This is a genomic window from Cyanobium sp. Cruz-8D1, from assembly GCF_024345975.1.
GTDB lineage: Bacteria > Cyanobacteriota > Cyanobacteriia > PCC-6307 > Cyanobiaceae > Cyanobium.
The window spans coordinates 50,481-65,689 of the sequence record NZ_JAGQCD010000015.1 but is presented as its reverse complement, the minus strand read 5'-3'; the positions used below and the strand labels follow the sequence as shown (position 1 = coordinate 65,689).

Here is a 15,209-nt window from a genome sequence, read left to right as displayed (position 1 = left end):
TGAGCCAAACAGGGGAATCAGACGATTCCGACCATCGACCATGCAATGGCTTCCAGCGACTGAAAACCAAAGCAAGCGTCTTGCGGCGCCACTGACGTCCGGAGCTGAACGGAAGTCGGGCCAAGATCCGCCTACTCACGGTGGCTGTCTTGAACGCCGAGAACAAACTTACCCAAACTCAAGCTGACTAAGGCGAGTGCGGCAACCGTAAAGAATCCACGGAGACGCCAATTGAATGCAGGCGAATCGGGCAGGAGCGGTGCCGAGAGAATCGCCATGAACTTCTGTTGACGCTGGGTGTCCACTCGCGCTTTTTCAGCCGAAACAAGCGCCGTTTTATACAAGTCAGCGGCAAAGTCGACTGCCGACTGGTACTGAAGCATATCGGCTGCTTTCCGGTTCAGATTTCGACCTGATCCTTGGCGTGAAACCAAACCCTTACGCTCAGAATCAATCAGCCGTTGCAATTCGGCAATCTGATCCTTAACAGCCAGAAGGTCGGGCTCATCCGGACTTTTGAATTGCTGTTCAAGCGTAAAACGTTGCAACTTCAATTCAGCAAGCTTCATTTCAAGCCCACCGACAGAATTCGCAACAATCCCTGCCTCTACTTTGGGATCAATCACTTCCGTGGCGCTCTGAAAAGTGAGCAGGCGCTGCTTGGCCTTATTCAACTGTGATTGGGAACTGGCCAACTCCTTGCGGGCAAACTGCAGTTGTGCCTCCCCGATCCTCTGGTTCAAGCGATTGACAAACTGCTCACTCTGTTTCAGCAGGAACTGATTGAGCTGGTACGCCGCCTTAGGTGACAAGCCCACGGTCGTGAGAGTGATCACACCAGAGACTTCATCAAGCTGCACCTGTACCTGCTTCTGGAAAAATTTGAGTCGACTCTGGCGATTGGCTCCACTGGGCAACCCAGCCATCCAATCAGGCGGCAGCTGGGCGTAGGCAGCATCGAAATCATAGGTTTTGAGCAAATCCTCCAGAACCTGCGGAGATGTGAGGTAGGTGCGTAGGTAACGTGCATCCTCCAGCGAATTCTGGCTGGAACCGGCCAGCAAACCTGCAAGCCCACTGGTGGCACCGCCGCCCAGTGAAATATCTTCGGCGGAACGGCGTACGACGTAGCTTGACTCCACCGCATAACGGTCACGCGCTACCGCAAAGAAATAGATGCCTCCCAACATCACTGGTACAAGAACCAACTGCAAGAGGGAACGCCTCTTTAACCATCCCAGAAGGTTCGGCCGTCGAATCTGAGACCTCCAATGGGCCTGAGTCTGCTGGAAGACTTGAATCGACTTCTGTTTGGCGAGTTCACGCTGCATTGGAAACGTCCGACTCCGGTGGCAGTTCCGCCAGCAGGGTTTTGGTATGAATGTTGATAGCATCCTGTACATTCGCATACTCTGTAATGCGCCCAGACTCCAACAAGAAGGCTCGATTACAGTGAATCTTTAACCCCCATAAATTGTGATCAACCATCAAGAAATTAGAGGTTTTCTTTCGGTCCAGCAGAAGGCGCTTGCTTTTTTCTCTGAACTTTTGGTCGCCAGCTGCCGTGATCTCGTCGATGAGATAATAATCGAAGGGGAAGGCCATCGAGAGCCCAAAGCTCAGCCGTGACTTCATGCCAGAAGAATAGGTTTTAAAGGGCCGATCAAAATAAATGCCAAGCTCAGCAAAGTCTTCAACAAACTTGATGCGATCGTCAATCTCATGCCTTTCGCCATAAATCATGCTCACGAATGTCACATTTTCCCTGCCGGTGAGGCTTCCCTGGAAACCACCCTCAATACCGACGGGCCAGGAAATCGTGCCATCGCATTGGATCTTGCCACGATCCGGCACATCAATGCCGCCCAGCAACTGCAGTAAAGTGGATTTCCCGGCCCCGTTGGCACCGATCACCGCGATTGATTCATCGCCAGCGATCTCAAAACTCAAATCATCCAAGACACGCTTTCGCTTACCTTTGTAGAGGTAACTTTTGGTAAGCGAGTTGACGCGTATCATTAACCTAACGGCGAATCAGGACTTTCTCATTGTTAGTATAGCACCAAAGGGCAAGGCTCAAGTAAACAAGCGCAAATCCAGCCGGGTAGCTCAACGTCACTTGCGATGGGATCTGATAATCAATGCTCAAGGCCTTTCGTGCTAGTTCAATGCACTGGAGAAGGGGGTTCCAAACAAGAAAGTCTCTAGCAAATTGAGGAATATCCATCGGGGCATAGATCACGCCTGAAGCCAAGTAGAGGGCTCGATTGATCCAGGACAAGACCTGCTTCAGATTCGGAAAATAATAAGAGCCCACCAGAGAAAGCAACGAACTGGCCACGGCAAGCAGTGCCATCAGCACAAAGGAGATTACCAGCAGGGGCAGATTCTGAAGAACAAGATTGTAGAGATAAGCCCAGACAAGACCAAAAACGATAATGGCCGCCAACGAGTAGAGACCCAACTCCTCAATCGCCTTGGCCAGAACGGTGTCAATCGGTTTGACGCGACGATAAAAGAACAGGGCCTTGTTGGCCTCCATCGTCGTCAGCCCATGGGCGGCAACCCTGGCATAAAGATTAAAAAGGATGACTCCGGTAGCAAGAAAGAGCCAGATATTCAGATTATTGACCGAGCTGGCCTGCCTTATGATTAAGCGTAGGGCGGCCCAGACAGCGATCTGACCGACAGGCTCCAGCAGCACGGCCAAAAAGCCACCCTGCACATCGCTGACGCGACGACGCAGCTCTCGATAAACTAAGGCATTGACGACACGCCACTGGATCTCAAACCCACTCAATCGGCGTAACCGAGACTTTGCTTCCTCCATAAAAATGACTAATTAGCCCCCAGAAGTCGCAGCAGAGATGCAGCGTTGATAATTGGCCCTACAGGCTCAAGCGTGGCTCGCACCGCATCATTGACAGCGGCCCTTCGATTGCGGTTCACAACCACGACATCACCCTCGCGCAGGGCAGGATTGTTATCACTACCTAAGGGGTCGGAAGGACTGAAACGCACCTGCTTTTGGGTGACGGTGCCATTCGGTTCAAGGCGAAAGAGCTGAAGGTTACTGACACTGGCACGCTCTTTCACAAAACCACCAGCTGCCAGCACAGCATTGCTGAGGTGACTATTAGCCCGTACGCGAATGCTGCCAGGACGAACCACTTCACCCACCACATTCACGCCAATCGTATCTGGAGCAAACGTTGATGCACCAATCTTGATCAGATCTTCGTAACTGAACTCATCGGCCGCTGTGACCATAACGACATCACCATCAAACAAAATGGGATTCTCAATCTGTTGGCCATCTCGCAAAGCTTCCCAGAAGTTGACCCGCAGTTCCCGTTGCGGGCCCGCTCCCACCTGACGCTTGAGTACAACAGCTCGAAGATCACCACGGGCTGTGATCCCACCAGCCTTCTGAATCGCTTCAACCAGCGTGGGCCAACCACTGGCCTGAATGGTGGTGGGCTGGGAGGAGCCACCTGTAGCGCCTGCACTTTCCAACTGAAAGCTGCCTGATCGGTCAAGACTGTATAAACCTGGCCGCTGAACTTCACCGGTGACGGTGATGCGCATGGGGCGGGCGTACACCAAATCCAGGGACACACTGGGGCGACGCAGGAAACGCCCGTAGGCTTCACCAATGCGCTTTCGGGCCTGATCCAGGGTGAGTCCGGCCACAGGGACGCTGCCGATGCGGGGAAAACTCGCCGTGCCATCAGCGATCACTTCGGCAATTCCCTCATAGCCCGGAACTTTGAACACGGACATGCGAATCCGATCACCTGGACCCAGCCGGTAGCGCAAGTCACGATTAAATCCGCTTGGCGGCTTTCCTAACGGTTGGGACGCTGCCCCCTGACCGAAGGCGAGCGCCCCGCAGACGCCAAAGACCATAAGGATATGTGTTGCGCGCGGGAGTTTATGCTTCATCGATTTGTCCTGACGGAAAAAAGCTTAAAGCGCGACGGCGGGCAGAAATAGCAAGTTGTTGGCGCTCTCGCTGGTTGTTCAAAAGACGGTGAATAGCATCAAGCCATTCGCCGTATTGATCGCCCAGTAAAAGTCCATCATTTCCATGGATAACCATGTTAGCATAGGGAGGCCGATCACTGTAAAGGCCAACAGCGCCCAGGCGGACGGCGTCAAAGAACTTCACCGCAGCGCGCGCACCATTGAACGTGTTGTCAAGAAGTGGGCAAAGCAGCAGATCAAGATGCTTGCCGGCAGTGACTTCGAGATAGCGCTCCCAGGGAATGGGATGCTGCACCTGAACTCTCGGCAGGGAGCTGTATAGCTGGCGAACTTCGGCATCGCCATACAGCTCCACCAGCGAATGTGAATACCTATCTTGCACTTTCTCGATGAGTGGATACAACCAGAGTAATTCCTGCCGGTGAGACGCTGTACCGTGGTAGCCGATGCTGAAGCTTCGGATCTGTTCCAACACCCTGGCTTGAGGGCGCAAAGGTATCAATTCAGGATTGAGGTTGGCATAACGCTCGGCCAGGGTTGGAGTGCTCACCCAAAGTGCCTGGCACCAATCAAGAATGGTGGCACGGTGTGACCATGCCAGGCGTCGCAGTTTAGCTGCATACTTGCGCGGCAACACATCAAATCCCGAACGGTCCATGAGGTCGTCATCCATCCAATAGATGCAACGCAAACCCTGCCGCCTGGCCTGTTTCAGCACCCCCCTCCAGCACCATCCTGTTGGCCAGTAGCGGACAAGGACGATGACGCGAGCCTGCATCAGCTGAGAGCCCATGTCTGCAGGCGGGCCATGCCGGGTATCCAGCAAGAGAGCACGCCAATGCCGCTCCTGGAAGGCCGAATGCAGAAAGTAATCAAGGCTGGATTCAGCCCCTTGATGCAGCACGAGTGCTGTTGTCAAGGGCTCGCCCATAGCAGGCTCACATTGTGACCACCGAAGCCGAAGGCATTCTTGAGAGCCAGATGACGACGCTGGGCATCCAGAGGCTCGTTGTGATATCTGGGGATCCGAAGCGGAACCTCAGGGTCCGGCGGGTCGGCATTCAGGCTGCGTGGCACCACAGCCTTCTGCAAAGCCTTGAGAGTCAGGATGGACTCCACAGCTCCAGCGGCCCCCAACAGATGACCGAGACCAGCTTTGGGAGCGGTGACCCAGACCTGATCCGTCGCCGCACCAAACACCCGACGAACGGCACGAGCCTCCGCCAGATCGCCCAGGGAAGTGCCGGTGGCATGGGCACTGATCATGGAAATCTCCTGGGGCACCACATCGGCAACGCGCAGGGCCTGCTGCATGGCCGCAGCGGAATGAAGCCCGTCGGGCTGGGGCATGGCCAGATGGTGGGCATCACTGGTCATCCCGGCCCCGAGCAACACCCCTTCGATCGTGGCCCGCCGAGCCTGGGCATCCCTGAGACGCTCCAAGATGAGGACCCCAGCCCCCTCACCAACAACGAAGCCGTCCCGATCGGCAGCGAAGGGCCGGCAGGCACCTGCCGGATCTCCGTGGCGGCAGGAGAGCGCGCGCATCTCTGCAAATCCGCGCATGGTGACGAGATGGATCGCCGCCTCCGTGCCTCCCACAATGACCACGTCAGCCTGGTCGGTTGCCAGCAGCATCTGTCCCCAGACGATCGCCTCAGCACCACTGGCACAAGCAGAGACTGGCGCATGGGCTCCACCATGGGCACCAAACTCTATGGATACTTGGCCAGAGGCGGCATTCGGCATGGCCATCGCCACAGCAAGAGGATGAATGCGCCTAGCACCCGCTGCATTGCGCTCATATTGCTGAATCAACGTGGATTGTCCACCAATGCCTGTGCCAAGCACGACGGCCAGACGATCTCCCGGAACACCAAGAGCCCCCAAACCACTCGCAGCCCAGGCCTGACGGGCCGCCAGCAAAGCCAGCTGGCTACAACGATCCAGGCGATTGACAAGGAACTCCCCAAGTAATTCCTCCGTATCACAACATACGGGTGCCACGATTCGGGCAGAGAGTCCTGAAGCCCAGGGCGCAGAAAGTTCACTGCAACCACTTAAGCCTTTGAGGTAGGAATCCGTAGCCGCATCAGGGTTGTTCCCAAGCGGTGTGATGCACCCAACACCGCTGACGGCCACGTCCGCAAAGCGACTCATTCTACTTGTGCCTTTACAAAATCAACGATATCTCTAACCGTTGAAAGCTCTAACAATTGATCGTCCCCGATCTCAATACCAAACCGATCTTCGGCGTCCATAACGAGTTCATATGTTCCAAGGGAATCGATTCCGATATCGCCTACAAGCAATGAGTCGAGCTTGATATCAATAATATCGTGGGGCACAACCCTTCTTAAGATCACAGCAATCTCTGCCACGATTTCATCATCGGACATCTCACGAAGAAGGGCTTGATCAATTCTTTTGACAGTGGAAGGCATTATACATTGAAAGCCTCGTCACGGTATCATAGCATACTTGAGCAAGTCTGGTGTATAATGTTGGTGGCCAAGCAAAAAGAGAAGCAATGCTTTCGCAAGAAGTTCCCCAACTTGCCAGTCAGAGGCTTGTTGAGCGACTGTTGCGGCGCAATGGCCTCAAAGCATCGGACCTGCCCTTCTTCTCGAAAGCAGAGCGAGACAACGCGCCGGGGCAGAAACAGTTTTCCTCTTATGACTACTTAGACCTCAAGACCCATCCTCTTGTCCTTCAGGCAGCTTCAGAAGCCCTTAAGGAATACGGCTTGTCCACCTCGGCAAGTCGGTTGATGGCTGGGGAGCTGCCCCATCACGCCTGGCTAGAAGCCCAGCTTGCTGAGGTATACGGCCAGGAGTCTGCCTTGGTGTTCGTCAGTGGGCACGCAACAAATGTCAGCACCATTGCAGCCTTGGTGGAGCATGGAGACTTAGTCATTGTAGACCAATATTCTCATAACAGTATCCAGATGGGCGTCAAGCTCTCTGGCGCCCGTCGCCTGGTCTTTCCGCACAACGACCCGGCAGGCCTTGAAAGGCTGCTCGTCAAACACCGGCGTCAGTATCGCCGCTGCCTGATCGTCACGGAGGGGCATTTCAGTATGGATGGCGACAGTCCCGACATCCATAGCCTCCTGATGCTGCGGGATCAACACCAAGCCTGGCTGATGGTGGATGAAGCGCACGGGCTTGGGGTCCTGGGTGCTGGTGGCCTTGGCAGTCATCAACAGCAGGGAATTGATCCCGGAAGGGTTGACATCTGGATGGGGACTCTCAGCAAAAGTCTCGCCTCTACAGGTGGTTTCATCGCTGCCAAGCAAGACGTGATCCAGCACCTCAGGCTGCACGCCAGCGGCTTCAGTTTTAGCGTGGGGCTCAATGCACCCTGCTGTGCCGCCGCAAGTGCCGCTTTGGCTGTGATGCGCAATGAACCCGAGCGAGTAGCCGCTCTCCAAGCTAACGGCAAGTACCTGATGGAAACCGCACAGGGGGCGGGCCTTGACGTGGGCGAAAGTCTTGGTATGGGCATCGTGCCCATCATGCTGAACGATCTTCGTCACACGTTTCTCACAGCCAATCACCTGCTGTCCCAGGGATGGAGTGTCTATCCCATCGCACCTCCCACTGTTCCGAGCAATCGCTGCCGTCTTCGACTGTTCGTACGCTCAGACCACACCAGAGACAGCATCCACAACCTCGTGAGTGATCTAAGCAGCGCCATTCGCCATACCAAAACCAATGCGGGTCGTTGAAGTCCATTCTGCCCTGGATCATCACCGGTTCAGAGCAGGGCTTGGCATCGGGCTGGCACCCGAACAGACTCCCGACTGGTTCGACCAATTCGAAGAAGCCTTGCGCAGCTCAAGCTGGTTTCATCCCTATCTGAAGCGCACACCCCACAGGCGCTGGCTTCTCAGGGATCGAGACAAAACCATTGGCAGGATCATGGCCATGCATCCAAAAGATGGGCCATCTCGCTTCGGCTTCTACAACTGCATTGACAATCCAGAGGCCGCCCAAGCACTAACCCATACCGCCGAAACATGGACACGCAGCAGAGGCTCTGAATTTCTGATTGGCCCTTTCAATCCATCCGTCCATGACGAATGTGGTCTTCTGGAATACAATCGTTGTTCTGATCTGTATGGCTACCCGCGAACTCCACGACATTACATCCATAATCTTGAGGCCTGCGGGTTTTACTGTGCCAAGCGATTGCTGACGTTCCTCCAGGCCGATGAACGCAATGCCTTGCGGCTCCAACGGCGGATGGCGCCGCTACTCAAAGCCATGCCCCAGCAAGGGCTTCAACTGGAAGTAGCCAAGTGGTCGACTCTTGAGCGCAGTTGCGAGTGGGTTGAAACCCTCATTAACCAATGCTGGAGCAACAACTGGGGTTTCGAATCGATCAGCAAGGCTGAGGCTAGAAACCTGGTCCTCAAGGTTCTTACGATGCTTCCGAGGGGAGTACTTTCCTTTGTCTCTCTGCACGGGCGTCCTGTTGCCATTTGCCTAGGGATCCCCAACGCCAAGGAAATCGCCTCAAACCTGAACCCCAAGCTTGGGCTCCTGAACTTGCCAACGTTGTTACTGCGATTGCGGCGCTGTCAGTGCGAACATGGCAGGATCGCTCTTCTAGGGGTCATCCCTGAGCTTCAGGGATCCCAACTCTCTTTGACAGCGTCCATCGCCATGCTGAGTCACTTGATCAACAAGGGATTGGCCTTCGGCAGCTCATCAGCCAGCATGGGCTGGATCCTTGAAGATAACCAACCGATGCTTCGCTTTCTGAAGCTCTATGGAGGTGAGCAGGTGATGTCTCATCTGATCATGGCCAAGAGCCTCGATAGGCCCGGCTAGGAGCAAGGATCCAGCGCAGGATGGGCTTGGGTAAGCGTTGCCCGATCCAGAGCAGCAAAGCCAGCCGACGGGGGAACACAATGACCTTGTGACCAGCCCGAAGACCGCGCAGGATTCGTTGTGCAGCTTGTTGAGCACTGCATTCGAAGGGTCGAGGGCCCGGATAGTCAATCGCCATGGCCGTGGCCACGAAACCTGGACATACCAGACTGAAAACGACTTCGGTACGGGGCTCAGGGCGGCAAGCGTAGAAGTCATCGAGTGCTGCCACCAGGGCGTGCTGGGCGGCTTTGGCCACGCAGTAACCTGGTGCCTCTCCAAGCGGCAGAAAGGCATTCAGAGAACTCACGACCACGCAATGAAGATGCGGTCGCTGGTCCATAGGCAGGCTCAGTCCCGCCTGGAGCAATGAGAGCGTACAAGTGAGGTTGTGATCAATCTGTTCCCGAAGTTGCTCCCAATCTGGGCCCAGGTCGGTTGGCGTGTCCTCCAGGGCCACCACACCGGCATTGGCGATCAGAAGATGCACACCTCCGCGGCTCGCGAACGCTTCTACGGCATCCGCCACAGCCTCGCGATGGCGCACATCAAGGGCCCTCCAATAGACCTCCGCTCCTTTCTGAACACAACGCTCTGCAACCTGGCGCAAGTTCTCCCCATGCCGGGCCAACAGCAAGAGCGCAACCCCTGGCTCGGCCATGGCCTCGGCCAAGGCGGCACCAAGGCCTCGGCTTGCTCCCGAAATCACCACCCTCTGGGCCATCAACCTGAAGCCCCCTGCCGCACCAACGCCTAACTTTGCATGACCTGGCCCACCCCGATGGGTAACTCCCTGGCTCCCCTGTTCGGACTTGAGCAGCCTACGTGGTTCCACAGGCTGGGGGGATGGCAGCCTTTGAGCCGGTGTGACTGGAACACACCATCCCCGGGACTCTCCCCACTCCTTCCCAGCCAGGAGAAGCGCATCGAGAGGCTACTCAGTTGCTGGCGGCACTCGGGAATCAGTGGCTGGAATCCGCGCCACTTGGCCACTCCACCGGAGCAGCCCTTCGTACTGCTGACCAACCGGCGGCAAGGCCAGCGCATGGAAAGGCTCGCCTACCAACTGTATCCAAACGACAGCGTCCTTGATCTTGGACACCAACGTCAGCACCCGGCGCAACTTCTGGCAGCAGCTTCTGCAGTGATCACCAATGATTGGCGCTGGGGCCTGGAAGCGCTGATCTGGAAACTTCCGGTGCATGGGCTTCCGCACCTGCCGTCCAGCCGCCAATGGCAACTCGCACTGCTGCACCGATGGCTGATCGAGAAGAGCACGTATTGGGATCCAACCCGCCACCAGGCCTGTGAGCCGGAGCAGATCATCGAACTGGTCGGCTTGCAACTGCAGCAACGACGTCGCTTTCCAGAGCGAATTGAGGCGTTCGGGATCCACCCGTTTCATCACCGAACATTGCGCTACTACCTGGCAGGAAGCCAACTGCGCTTTCGCCAAACCCACGCCAGGCCCAGTCGCAAGGCTCTGGCCTCAGCTGTCCTTGGCAGAGCGGCAAACAAGCGCGCGCTCCAGCTTGATGTGAAAAAACCACTGATTCAACTGGAGGACGGATTTCTGCGATCCAGCGGACGGGGTGCCCATCTCCAGCTGCCGCTCTCCCTGGCGGTTGATGCGGTTGGAATTTACTTTGATGCCACTTGCCCCAGCGCCCTGGAGATATTCCTTCAAGAGCACTGCTTCCATGTCGATGAATACTTGCGAGCCCAACGACTGCGTTCCGTGATCCTATCGGCTTCCCTTAGCAAATACAATCTGAAAGGCCAGAACTGGAAACGCCCCTATCACCACAAGCCTGTGGTGCTGGTGGTGGGGCAGGTTGAACAAGATGCCTCCATCCGCTACGGGGCCCCGGGCATTCGCACCAACCTGGCCCTTGCCACAGCTGCCCGCAGATTAGAGCCCGACGCTTACTTGATCTATAAACCTCACCCTTTCGTCGCCAATGGGCGAAGGCCAGCGGGTGAAGGTGAGAGCACCATTCCAAGTGTTGTGGATGCCGTTCTGCCACACATCGCGATCGATACGCTGCTGAACCAGGTGGATCGCGTCCATGTTCTCACTTCCGGCACAGGCTTTGAGGCCCTGCTCAGACAGGTCCCCGTGGTCTGCCATGGACTGCCCTTTTATGCTGGCTGGGGTCTCACCAAGGATCAACTGCACTGCGAGCGTCGCGGACGCCAACTTACATTGGACGAATTGGTCTTTGGGGCCCTGATGGCCTATCCCAGCTATGTGAACCAGCGCTGCGGCTGGTTCATCACTCCTGAACAGGCTGTTGAGCAATTGATGGCGCTGCAGGCCAGTCCACCCTCACGCCTCGCCCTCAGCCTGCAGCACCTGGCCGCCTTCTTGCCGATCATCCATTCATGATGTTCAAGCAGTTTCGCCCAAAATCTGAAGCCATCAGCATGCTGGGTGGCGGCGCAGAAAGCCATCGGAACTCTGGATTCTGGCTTCTCAATGCCAATGCCAAAGATCAAGACTCAGCAGGCACTGTTGTAGTGGCAGGGTTGGGACGTTCCGGTACCTCCATGCTGGCGGCCGTGCTCAAAGCGGCAGATGTTTTCATGGGTGAGAAAACAGCTACAGGCACCCACGAAGATCAACAGCTCGCAGCACTCATGCAGCCACGACAGCGCAGGGAATTGCTGCTATTGATTGAACAACGCAATCAGGATCACAACCTGTGGGGCTTCAAGCTTCCATCCCGTCAGGTTCTAGAGCCATCGCTGCTCAGGCTGCTAAGACGTCCCTACCTTGTGGTGATCTTTCGCGACATTCTTGCCATCGCGGGCCGGCGCCAGGTCTCCAAGGGCGAAAGCTTACAAAGTCAACTCACGCAGAGCCTTAGAGAATACCGCCGCCTGGTGAGATTCCTGGATCAAATCGATCGGCCCTGTCTGCTGGTCTCCTATGAAAAGGCCCTTTTGGATCCCGATTTGCTTGTTGATCAATTGGATCACTTCCTGAGGCTCAATCTGGATGCCGCCAGCAAGGCCGCCTGCAGAGCCAGTATCCAAGTATCACCCGATCTCTATCGCCGCGAAGTTCGCCAGCAACAGGGCTGGCAGGGCCGACTTGAAGAAGTACAAAAAGATCAGATCAAGGGCTGGGCTTTTGTTGGGCACGCCGATGCTCCAGCACGGGTTGAAATCTGGATCAATGGCCTTCTTGAGCACGTCTGCATGGCCAACAGGCCGCGGCCAGACGTCCAGAGCGAGCATCAGCTCAAGACATCAGCGTGTGGATTCAGCATCGAACTAAAAACACCCTCCCAGCAGCTCAAGCCAGGCGACCATGTGTCAGCGCGAATGGCTGAGACAGAACAACAACTCCGCAATTCACCACTGACCTACCCAACCCCCTAGTTTGTCCGAAGACGGGCATCGTGCCATCTCCGGGCCGCCCGCCGGCAAGCAGCATGGGGGGATGGCCACCCCCTCCTGCTTCGACGTCATCGCCGTGGTCCCACCGGGGCTGGAGGAGCCGGCGGCGGCAGAACTGTCAGCCCTCGGCGCCCTTGAGGTACGCCCCCTGCGGCGCGCCGTCGGCCTGCGGGCCGATGCGGCCACCTTCTACCGGTTGCACCTGCAGGCCCGGCTGCCGTTCCGCTTCCTGCGCCAGCTGGCCCGCTTCCCCTGCCGCGGCCGCGAGGAGCTCTACGACGGCGTGCAGCGGGCCGCCGACTGGGAGCGTTGGCTGCCGCCCCAGCTCAGCTTCCGGGTGGAAGCCAGCGGCAGCGTGCCCGGGCTCAACCACAGCCACTACAGCGCCCTGCAGGTGAAAAACGCCCTGGTGGACCGGCAGCGCCAGGTGTGGGGGTCCCGCTCCTCCGTGGACCTGGATGATCCCGACCTGGTGCTGCACCTGCACCTCAGTCCCGGCCGCCCGGGCGGCAGCGGCCCCGAGGCGGTGCTCAGCCTCGATGGCGGCGGCGCCAGCCTGCACAGGCGCGGTTACCGGGCCGCCATGGGCCTGGCTCCCCTGAAGGAGAATCTGGCCGCCGGTTTGATCGCCCACACCGGCTGGGACGGGAGTGTGCCGTTGGCCGATCCCTTCTGCGGTTCCGGCACCCTGTTGATCGAGGCCGCCTGCCGGGCCCTCGGCCGCGCCCCGGGCCTGGAGCGCCCGTTCAGCCTGGAACGCTGGCCCGATTTCGATGCCGCCCTGTGGCAGCGGGAGCGGGCCGCTGCCATCGCCCTGGCGCGCACCAACCTCCCAGGCGGCGAACCCCTGGCCCCGGTTGTGGGCCTGGAGCGGGATCCGGCCGTGCTGACCATGGCCCGCAGCAACGCGGCGGCGGCCGGCGTGGCCGACTGGGTCGACCTGCAGGAGGGGGACTGCCGCGATTTCCGCCCCCCGGAAACCCCCGGGGTGCTGGTGTGCAACCCGCCCTACGGCGAGCGTCTCGGTGCCGATGACGACCTTGAGGCGCTCTACGGGGATCTGGGACGGATGCTGAAGGAACGCTGCAGCGGCTGGACCCTATGGCTGCTGAGCGGCAACCCGGCGCTCACGGGGGCCCTGCGCATGAAGGCCAGCCGCCGGGTGCCGGTGAGCAATGGAGGCATCGACTGCCGCTGGCTCCGCTACGACATCCGCTGAGCTCCGCTACAGCATCTCCTCTCCAGCGCTGCTAGCGGTGGGTCGTGCCGCCGCCGCCGCCAGCCCCCATGGCCTCGCTCTTCGAAACGCTCAAGCAGGACGTCCTCGCCGTCGAGAGGGATCCGGCCCTCGACACCGGCACGGCGACGGTGGCCCTGCTGCAGGAGTGGCTGGCCAGCCACGAAGCCGAGATCAGCGCCCGCAAGCTGGCGGCACCCACGGAGTTCAACGGCACCTTGATGCAGTGGTTCCACTGGTACAGCGATGGCGATGGCGGCCACTGGCGGCGGCTGCGCCAGGAGGCGCCGGCCCTGGCCCAGGCCGGCATCACCGCCCTGTGGCTGCCGCCGGCGGGCAAGGGCGGCAGTGTGTGGGATGTGGGCTACGGCACCTACGACCAGTTCGATCTGGGCGAGTTCGACCAGAAGGGCACGGTGCGCACCAAGTACGGCACCAAGCAGGAGTATCTCGAGGCCATCCAGGCCTGCCACGCGGTGGGGATCCAGGTGTACGCCGATGTGGTCTTCAACCACAAGATGAATGCCGACGACCAGGAGCAGTACCTGGCCACCCCCTACGACCCCTACGACCGCAACCGGCCCCTGGGGGAGGAACGCACGATCAGCGCCTGGACCCGGTTCCGCTTCGATGGCCGCGGCGATCGTTACTCGTCGATGCAGTGGCACTGGTATCACTTCGACGCCGTCGACCACAACAGCCTCGATCCGGGCTTCAAGGCCGTCTGGCGCACCCACGGGGCCGGCTTCGAGAGCAACGTCGATCTGGAGAAGGGCAACTACGACTACCTGATGGGCAGTGATCTCAACGTGAACCATCCCGAGGTGCGCGGTGAGCTCAAGCACTGGGGCCTGTGGACCCTCGACCACGTGGGCGCCGACGGCTTCCGGCTCGATGCGATCAAACACATCGCCAGTGATTTCTTCCTCGACTGGATCAGCAGCCTGGAGGAGCATGCCCAGCGCGATCTGTTCGTGGTGGGGGAGTACTGGACCTACAACATCGAAAGCCTGCACTGGTATGCGGCCAACACCGGCGGCCACATGAGCCTGTTCGATGCGCCGCTGCACCTGAACTTCCACCAGGCCAGCCGCAGCGGCGGCCAGTACGACATGCGCCGGCTGCTCGACGGCACCCTGATGCAGCAGCTGCCGCTGCTGGCGGTGACCCTGGTGGAGAACCATGACACCCAACCGCTACAGGCCCTGGAGTCGGTGGTGGAAGCCTGGTTCAAACCCCTCGCCTACGCCGTGATCCTGCTGCGTGACCAGGGCTATCCCTGCATCTTCGGTGCCGATTACTACGGCGCCGAGTACACCGACAGAAAGGACGGCCAGGAGCACCGGATCGTGCTGCCCAGCCACCGCTTCCTGATCGACCGTTTCCTGCTGGCCCGCAGCCATTGCGCCTATGGCCCCCAATACGACTACCTCGACCACGTCAACACGATCGGCTGGACGCGCCTGGGCACCCCGGGCCACCCAGGCGCCCTGGCGGTGCTGATGAGCGACGGAGCGGCCGGCCACAAGTGGATGGAGGTGGGCAAGCGCCACACCAGCTTCCGCGACCTGACCGGGCACATCCAGGCCCCGATCACCACCAACGGCGACGGCTGGGCAGACTGGCACTGCCCGGGGGGCTCACTGTCGGTGTGGGTGGAGGAGGCGTCCCTGGCGGCGATGGGGGTGACGCTCTGAGGGCGG

The 15,209-nt window shown here is 58.5% G+C and carries 14 protein-coding genes; 6 read left to right on the top strand and 8 right to left on the bottom strand.

Annotation, left to right across the window (positions count from 1 at the left end; all coding sequences use genetic code 11):
* Positions 1-131 precede the first annotated feature (131 nt).
* The 7 genes from KBZ33_RS10895 to KBZ33_RS10865 form a co-directional block, all read right to left on the bottom strand.
* Positions 132-1,331 carry a hypothetical protein gene (locus KBZ33_RS10895; RefSeq protein WP_254953011.1) on the bottom strand — a complete coding sequence of 400 codons (1,200 nt, stop codon included), beginning with the start codon at positions 1,329-1,331 and terminating at the stop codon, positions 132-134.
* Entirely contained in the window at positions 1,321-2,019 is a 699-nt protein-coding gene (locus KBZ33_RS10890) for an ABC transporter ATP-binding protein (RefSeq protein WP_255011764.1), read from the bottom strand. The genes KBZ33_RS10895 and KBZ33_RS10890 overlap by 11 nt, the downstream gene beginning before the upstream one ends.
* Positions 2,020-2,023: 4 nt before the next feature.
* Positions 2,024-2,830 (bottom strand): ABC transporter permease, encoded by an 807-nt coding sequence (locus tag KBZ33_RS10885; RefSeq protein ID WP_255011763.1) that lies wholly within the window; start codon positions 2,828-2,830, stop codon positions 2,024-2,026.
* 8 nt (positions 2,831-2,838) lie between these two features.
* The gene (locus KBZ33_RS10880; protein WP_396108368.1) at positions 2,839-3,819 is read right to left on the bottom strand and encodes an SLBB domain-containing protein; all 981 of its coding nucleotides are present in this window, start codon (positions 3,817-3,819) and stop codon (positions 2,839-2,841) included.
* A 115-nt stretch (positions 3,820-3,934) separates the two neighbouring features.
* Positions 3,935-4,906 (bottom strand): glycosyltransferase, encoded by a 972-nt coding sequence (locus KBZ33_RS10875; protein ID WP_254953007.1) that lies wholly within the window; start codon positions 4,904-4,906, stop codon positions 3,935-3,937.
* Positions 4,903-6,129 carry a beta-ketoacyl synthase gene (locus KBZ33_RS10870; protein ID WP_254953006.1) on the bottom strand — a complete coding sequence of 409 codons (1,227 nt, stop codon included), beginning with the start codon at positions 6,127-6,129 and terminating at the stop codon, positions 4,903-4,905. The genes KBZ33_RS10875 and KBZ33_RS10870 overlap by 4 nt, the downstream gene beginning before the upstream one ends.
* A gap of 14 nt (positions 6,130-6,143) precedes the next feature.
* The gene (locus KBZ33_RS10865; RefSeq protein ID WP_255011762.1) at positions 6,144-6,431 is read right to left on the bottom strand and encodes an acyl carrier protein; all 288 of its coding nucleotides are present in this window, start codon (positions 6,429-6,431) and stop codon (positions 6,144-6,146) included.
* An 86-nt stretch (positions 6,432-6,517) separates the two neighbouring features.
* Between KBZ33_RS10865 and KBZ33_RS10860 the strand changes: the two genes are divergently transcribed.
* Both KBZ33_RS10860 and KBZ33_RS10855 read left to right on the top strand, forming a co-directional pair.
* Positions 6,518-7,717 carry an aminotransferase class I/II-fold pyridoxal phosphate-dependent enzyme gene (locus KBZ33_RS10860; protein WP_255011760.1) on the top strand — a complete coding sequence of 400 codons (1,200 nt, stop codon included), beginning with the start codon at positions 6,518-6,520 and terminating at the stop codon, positions 7,715-7,717.
* A complete protein-coding gene (locus KBZ33_RS10855; RefSeq protein WP_254953001.1) occupies positions 7,704-8,825 on the top strand; it encodes a hypothetical protein in 1,122 nt (373 codons plus the stop codon). The genes KBZ33_RS10860 and KBZ33_RS10855 overlap by 14 nt, the downstream gene beginning before the upstream one ends.
* On the opposite strand, the gene KBZ33_RS10850 is transcribed toward KBZ33_RS10855, so the two are convergent.
* On the bottom strand, positions 8,794-9,588 hold the full coding sequence (locus KBZ33_RS10850) for an SDR family oxidoreductase (RefSeq protein ID WP_254952999.1): 795 nt from the start codon (positions 9,586-9,588) through the stop codon (positions 8,794-8,796). The genes KBZ33_RS10855 and KBZ33_RS10850 overlap by 32 nt on opposite strands.
* A gap of 321 nt (positions 9,589-9,909) precedes the next feature.
* Here KBZ33_RS10850 and KBZ33_RS10845 point away from each other — a divergent pair, with 321 nt between their 5' ends.
* The 4 genes from KBZ33_RS10845 (at position 9,910) to KBZ33_RS10830 (ending at position 15,203) form a co-directional block, all read left to right on the top strand.
* Positions 9,910-11,253: a hypothetical protein gene (locus tag KBZ33_RS10845; protein WP_254952998.1), complete on the top strand. Its 1,344-nt coding sequence runs from the start codon at positions 9,910-9,912 to the stop codon at positions 11,251-11,253.
* Positions 11,253-12,251 carry a hypothetical protein gene (locus KBZ33_RS10840; RefSeq protein ID WP_255011757.1) on the top strand — a complete coding sequence of 333 codons (999 nt, stop codon included), beginning with the start codon at positions 11,253-11,255 and terminating at the stop codon, positions 12,249-12,251. Before KBZ33_RS10845 ends, KBZ33_RS10840 begins: the two co-directional genes overlap by 1 nt.
* Positions 12,252-12,312: 61 nt before the next feature.
* Positions 12,313-13,488: a class I SAM-dependent RNA methyltransferase gene (locus tag KBZ33_RS10835; RefSeq protein WP_254952996.1), complete on the top strand. Its 1,176-nt coding sequence runs from the start codon at positions 12,313-12,315 to the stop codon at positions 13,486-13,488.
* Positions 13,489-13,556: 68 nt separating this feature from the next.
* Positions 13,557-15,203, top strand: a complete 1,647-nt coding sequence (locus KBZ33_RS10830) for an alpha-amylase (RefSeq protein ID WP_254952995.1) — start codon at positions 13,557-13,559, stop codon at positions 15,201-15,203.
* Positions 15,204-15,209 lie beyond the last annotated feature (6 nt).

Coding starts and splice junctions, on each gene's coding strand:
- KBZ33_RS10895 (WP_254953011.1), bottom strand. CDS start 1,331: ATGCAGCGTGAACTCGCCAAACAGAAGTCGATTCAAGTCTTCCAGCAG.
- KBZ33_RS10890 (WP_255011764.1), bottom strand. CDS start 2,019: ATGATACGCGTCAACTCGCTTACCAAAAGTTACCTCTACAAAGGTAAG.
- KBZ33_RS10885 (WP_255011763.1), bottom strand. CDS start 2,830: ATGGAGGAAGCAAAGTCTCGGTTACGCCGATTGAGTGGGTTTGAGATC.
- KBZ33_RS10865 (WP_255011762.1), bottom strand. CDS start 6,431: ATGCCTTCCACTGTCAAAAGAATTGATCAAGCCCTTCTTCGTGAGATG.
- KBZ33_RS10860 (WP_255011760.1), top strand. CDS start 6,518: ATGCTTTCGCAAGAAGTTCCCCAACTTGCCAGTCAGAGGCTTGTTGAG.
- KBZ33_RS10855 (WP_254953001.1), top strand. CDS start 7,704: ATGCGGGTCGTTGAAGTCCATTCTGCCCTGGATCATCACCGGTTCAGA.
- KBZ33_RS10850 (WP_254952999.1), bottom strand. CDS start 9,588: ATGGCCCAGAGGGTGGTGATTTCGGGAGCAAGCCGAGGCCTTGGTGCC.
- KBZ33_RS10845 (WP_254952998.1), top strand. CDS start 9,910: ATGGAAAGGCTCGCCTACCAACTGTATCCAAACGACAGCGTCCTTGAT.
- KBZ33_RS10840 (WP_255011757.1), top strand. CDS start 11,253: ATGTTCAAGCAGTTTCGCCCAAAATCTGAAGCCATCAGCATGCTGGGT.
- KBZ33_RS10835 (WP_254952996.1), top strand. CDS start 12,313: ATGGCCACCCCCTCCTGCTTCGACGTCATCGCCGTGGTCCCACCGGGG.
- KBZ33_RS10830 (WP_254952995.1), top strand. CDS start 13,557: ATGGCCTCGCTCTTCGAAACGCTCAAGCAGGACGTCCTCGCCGTCGAG.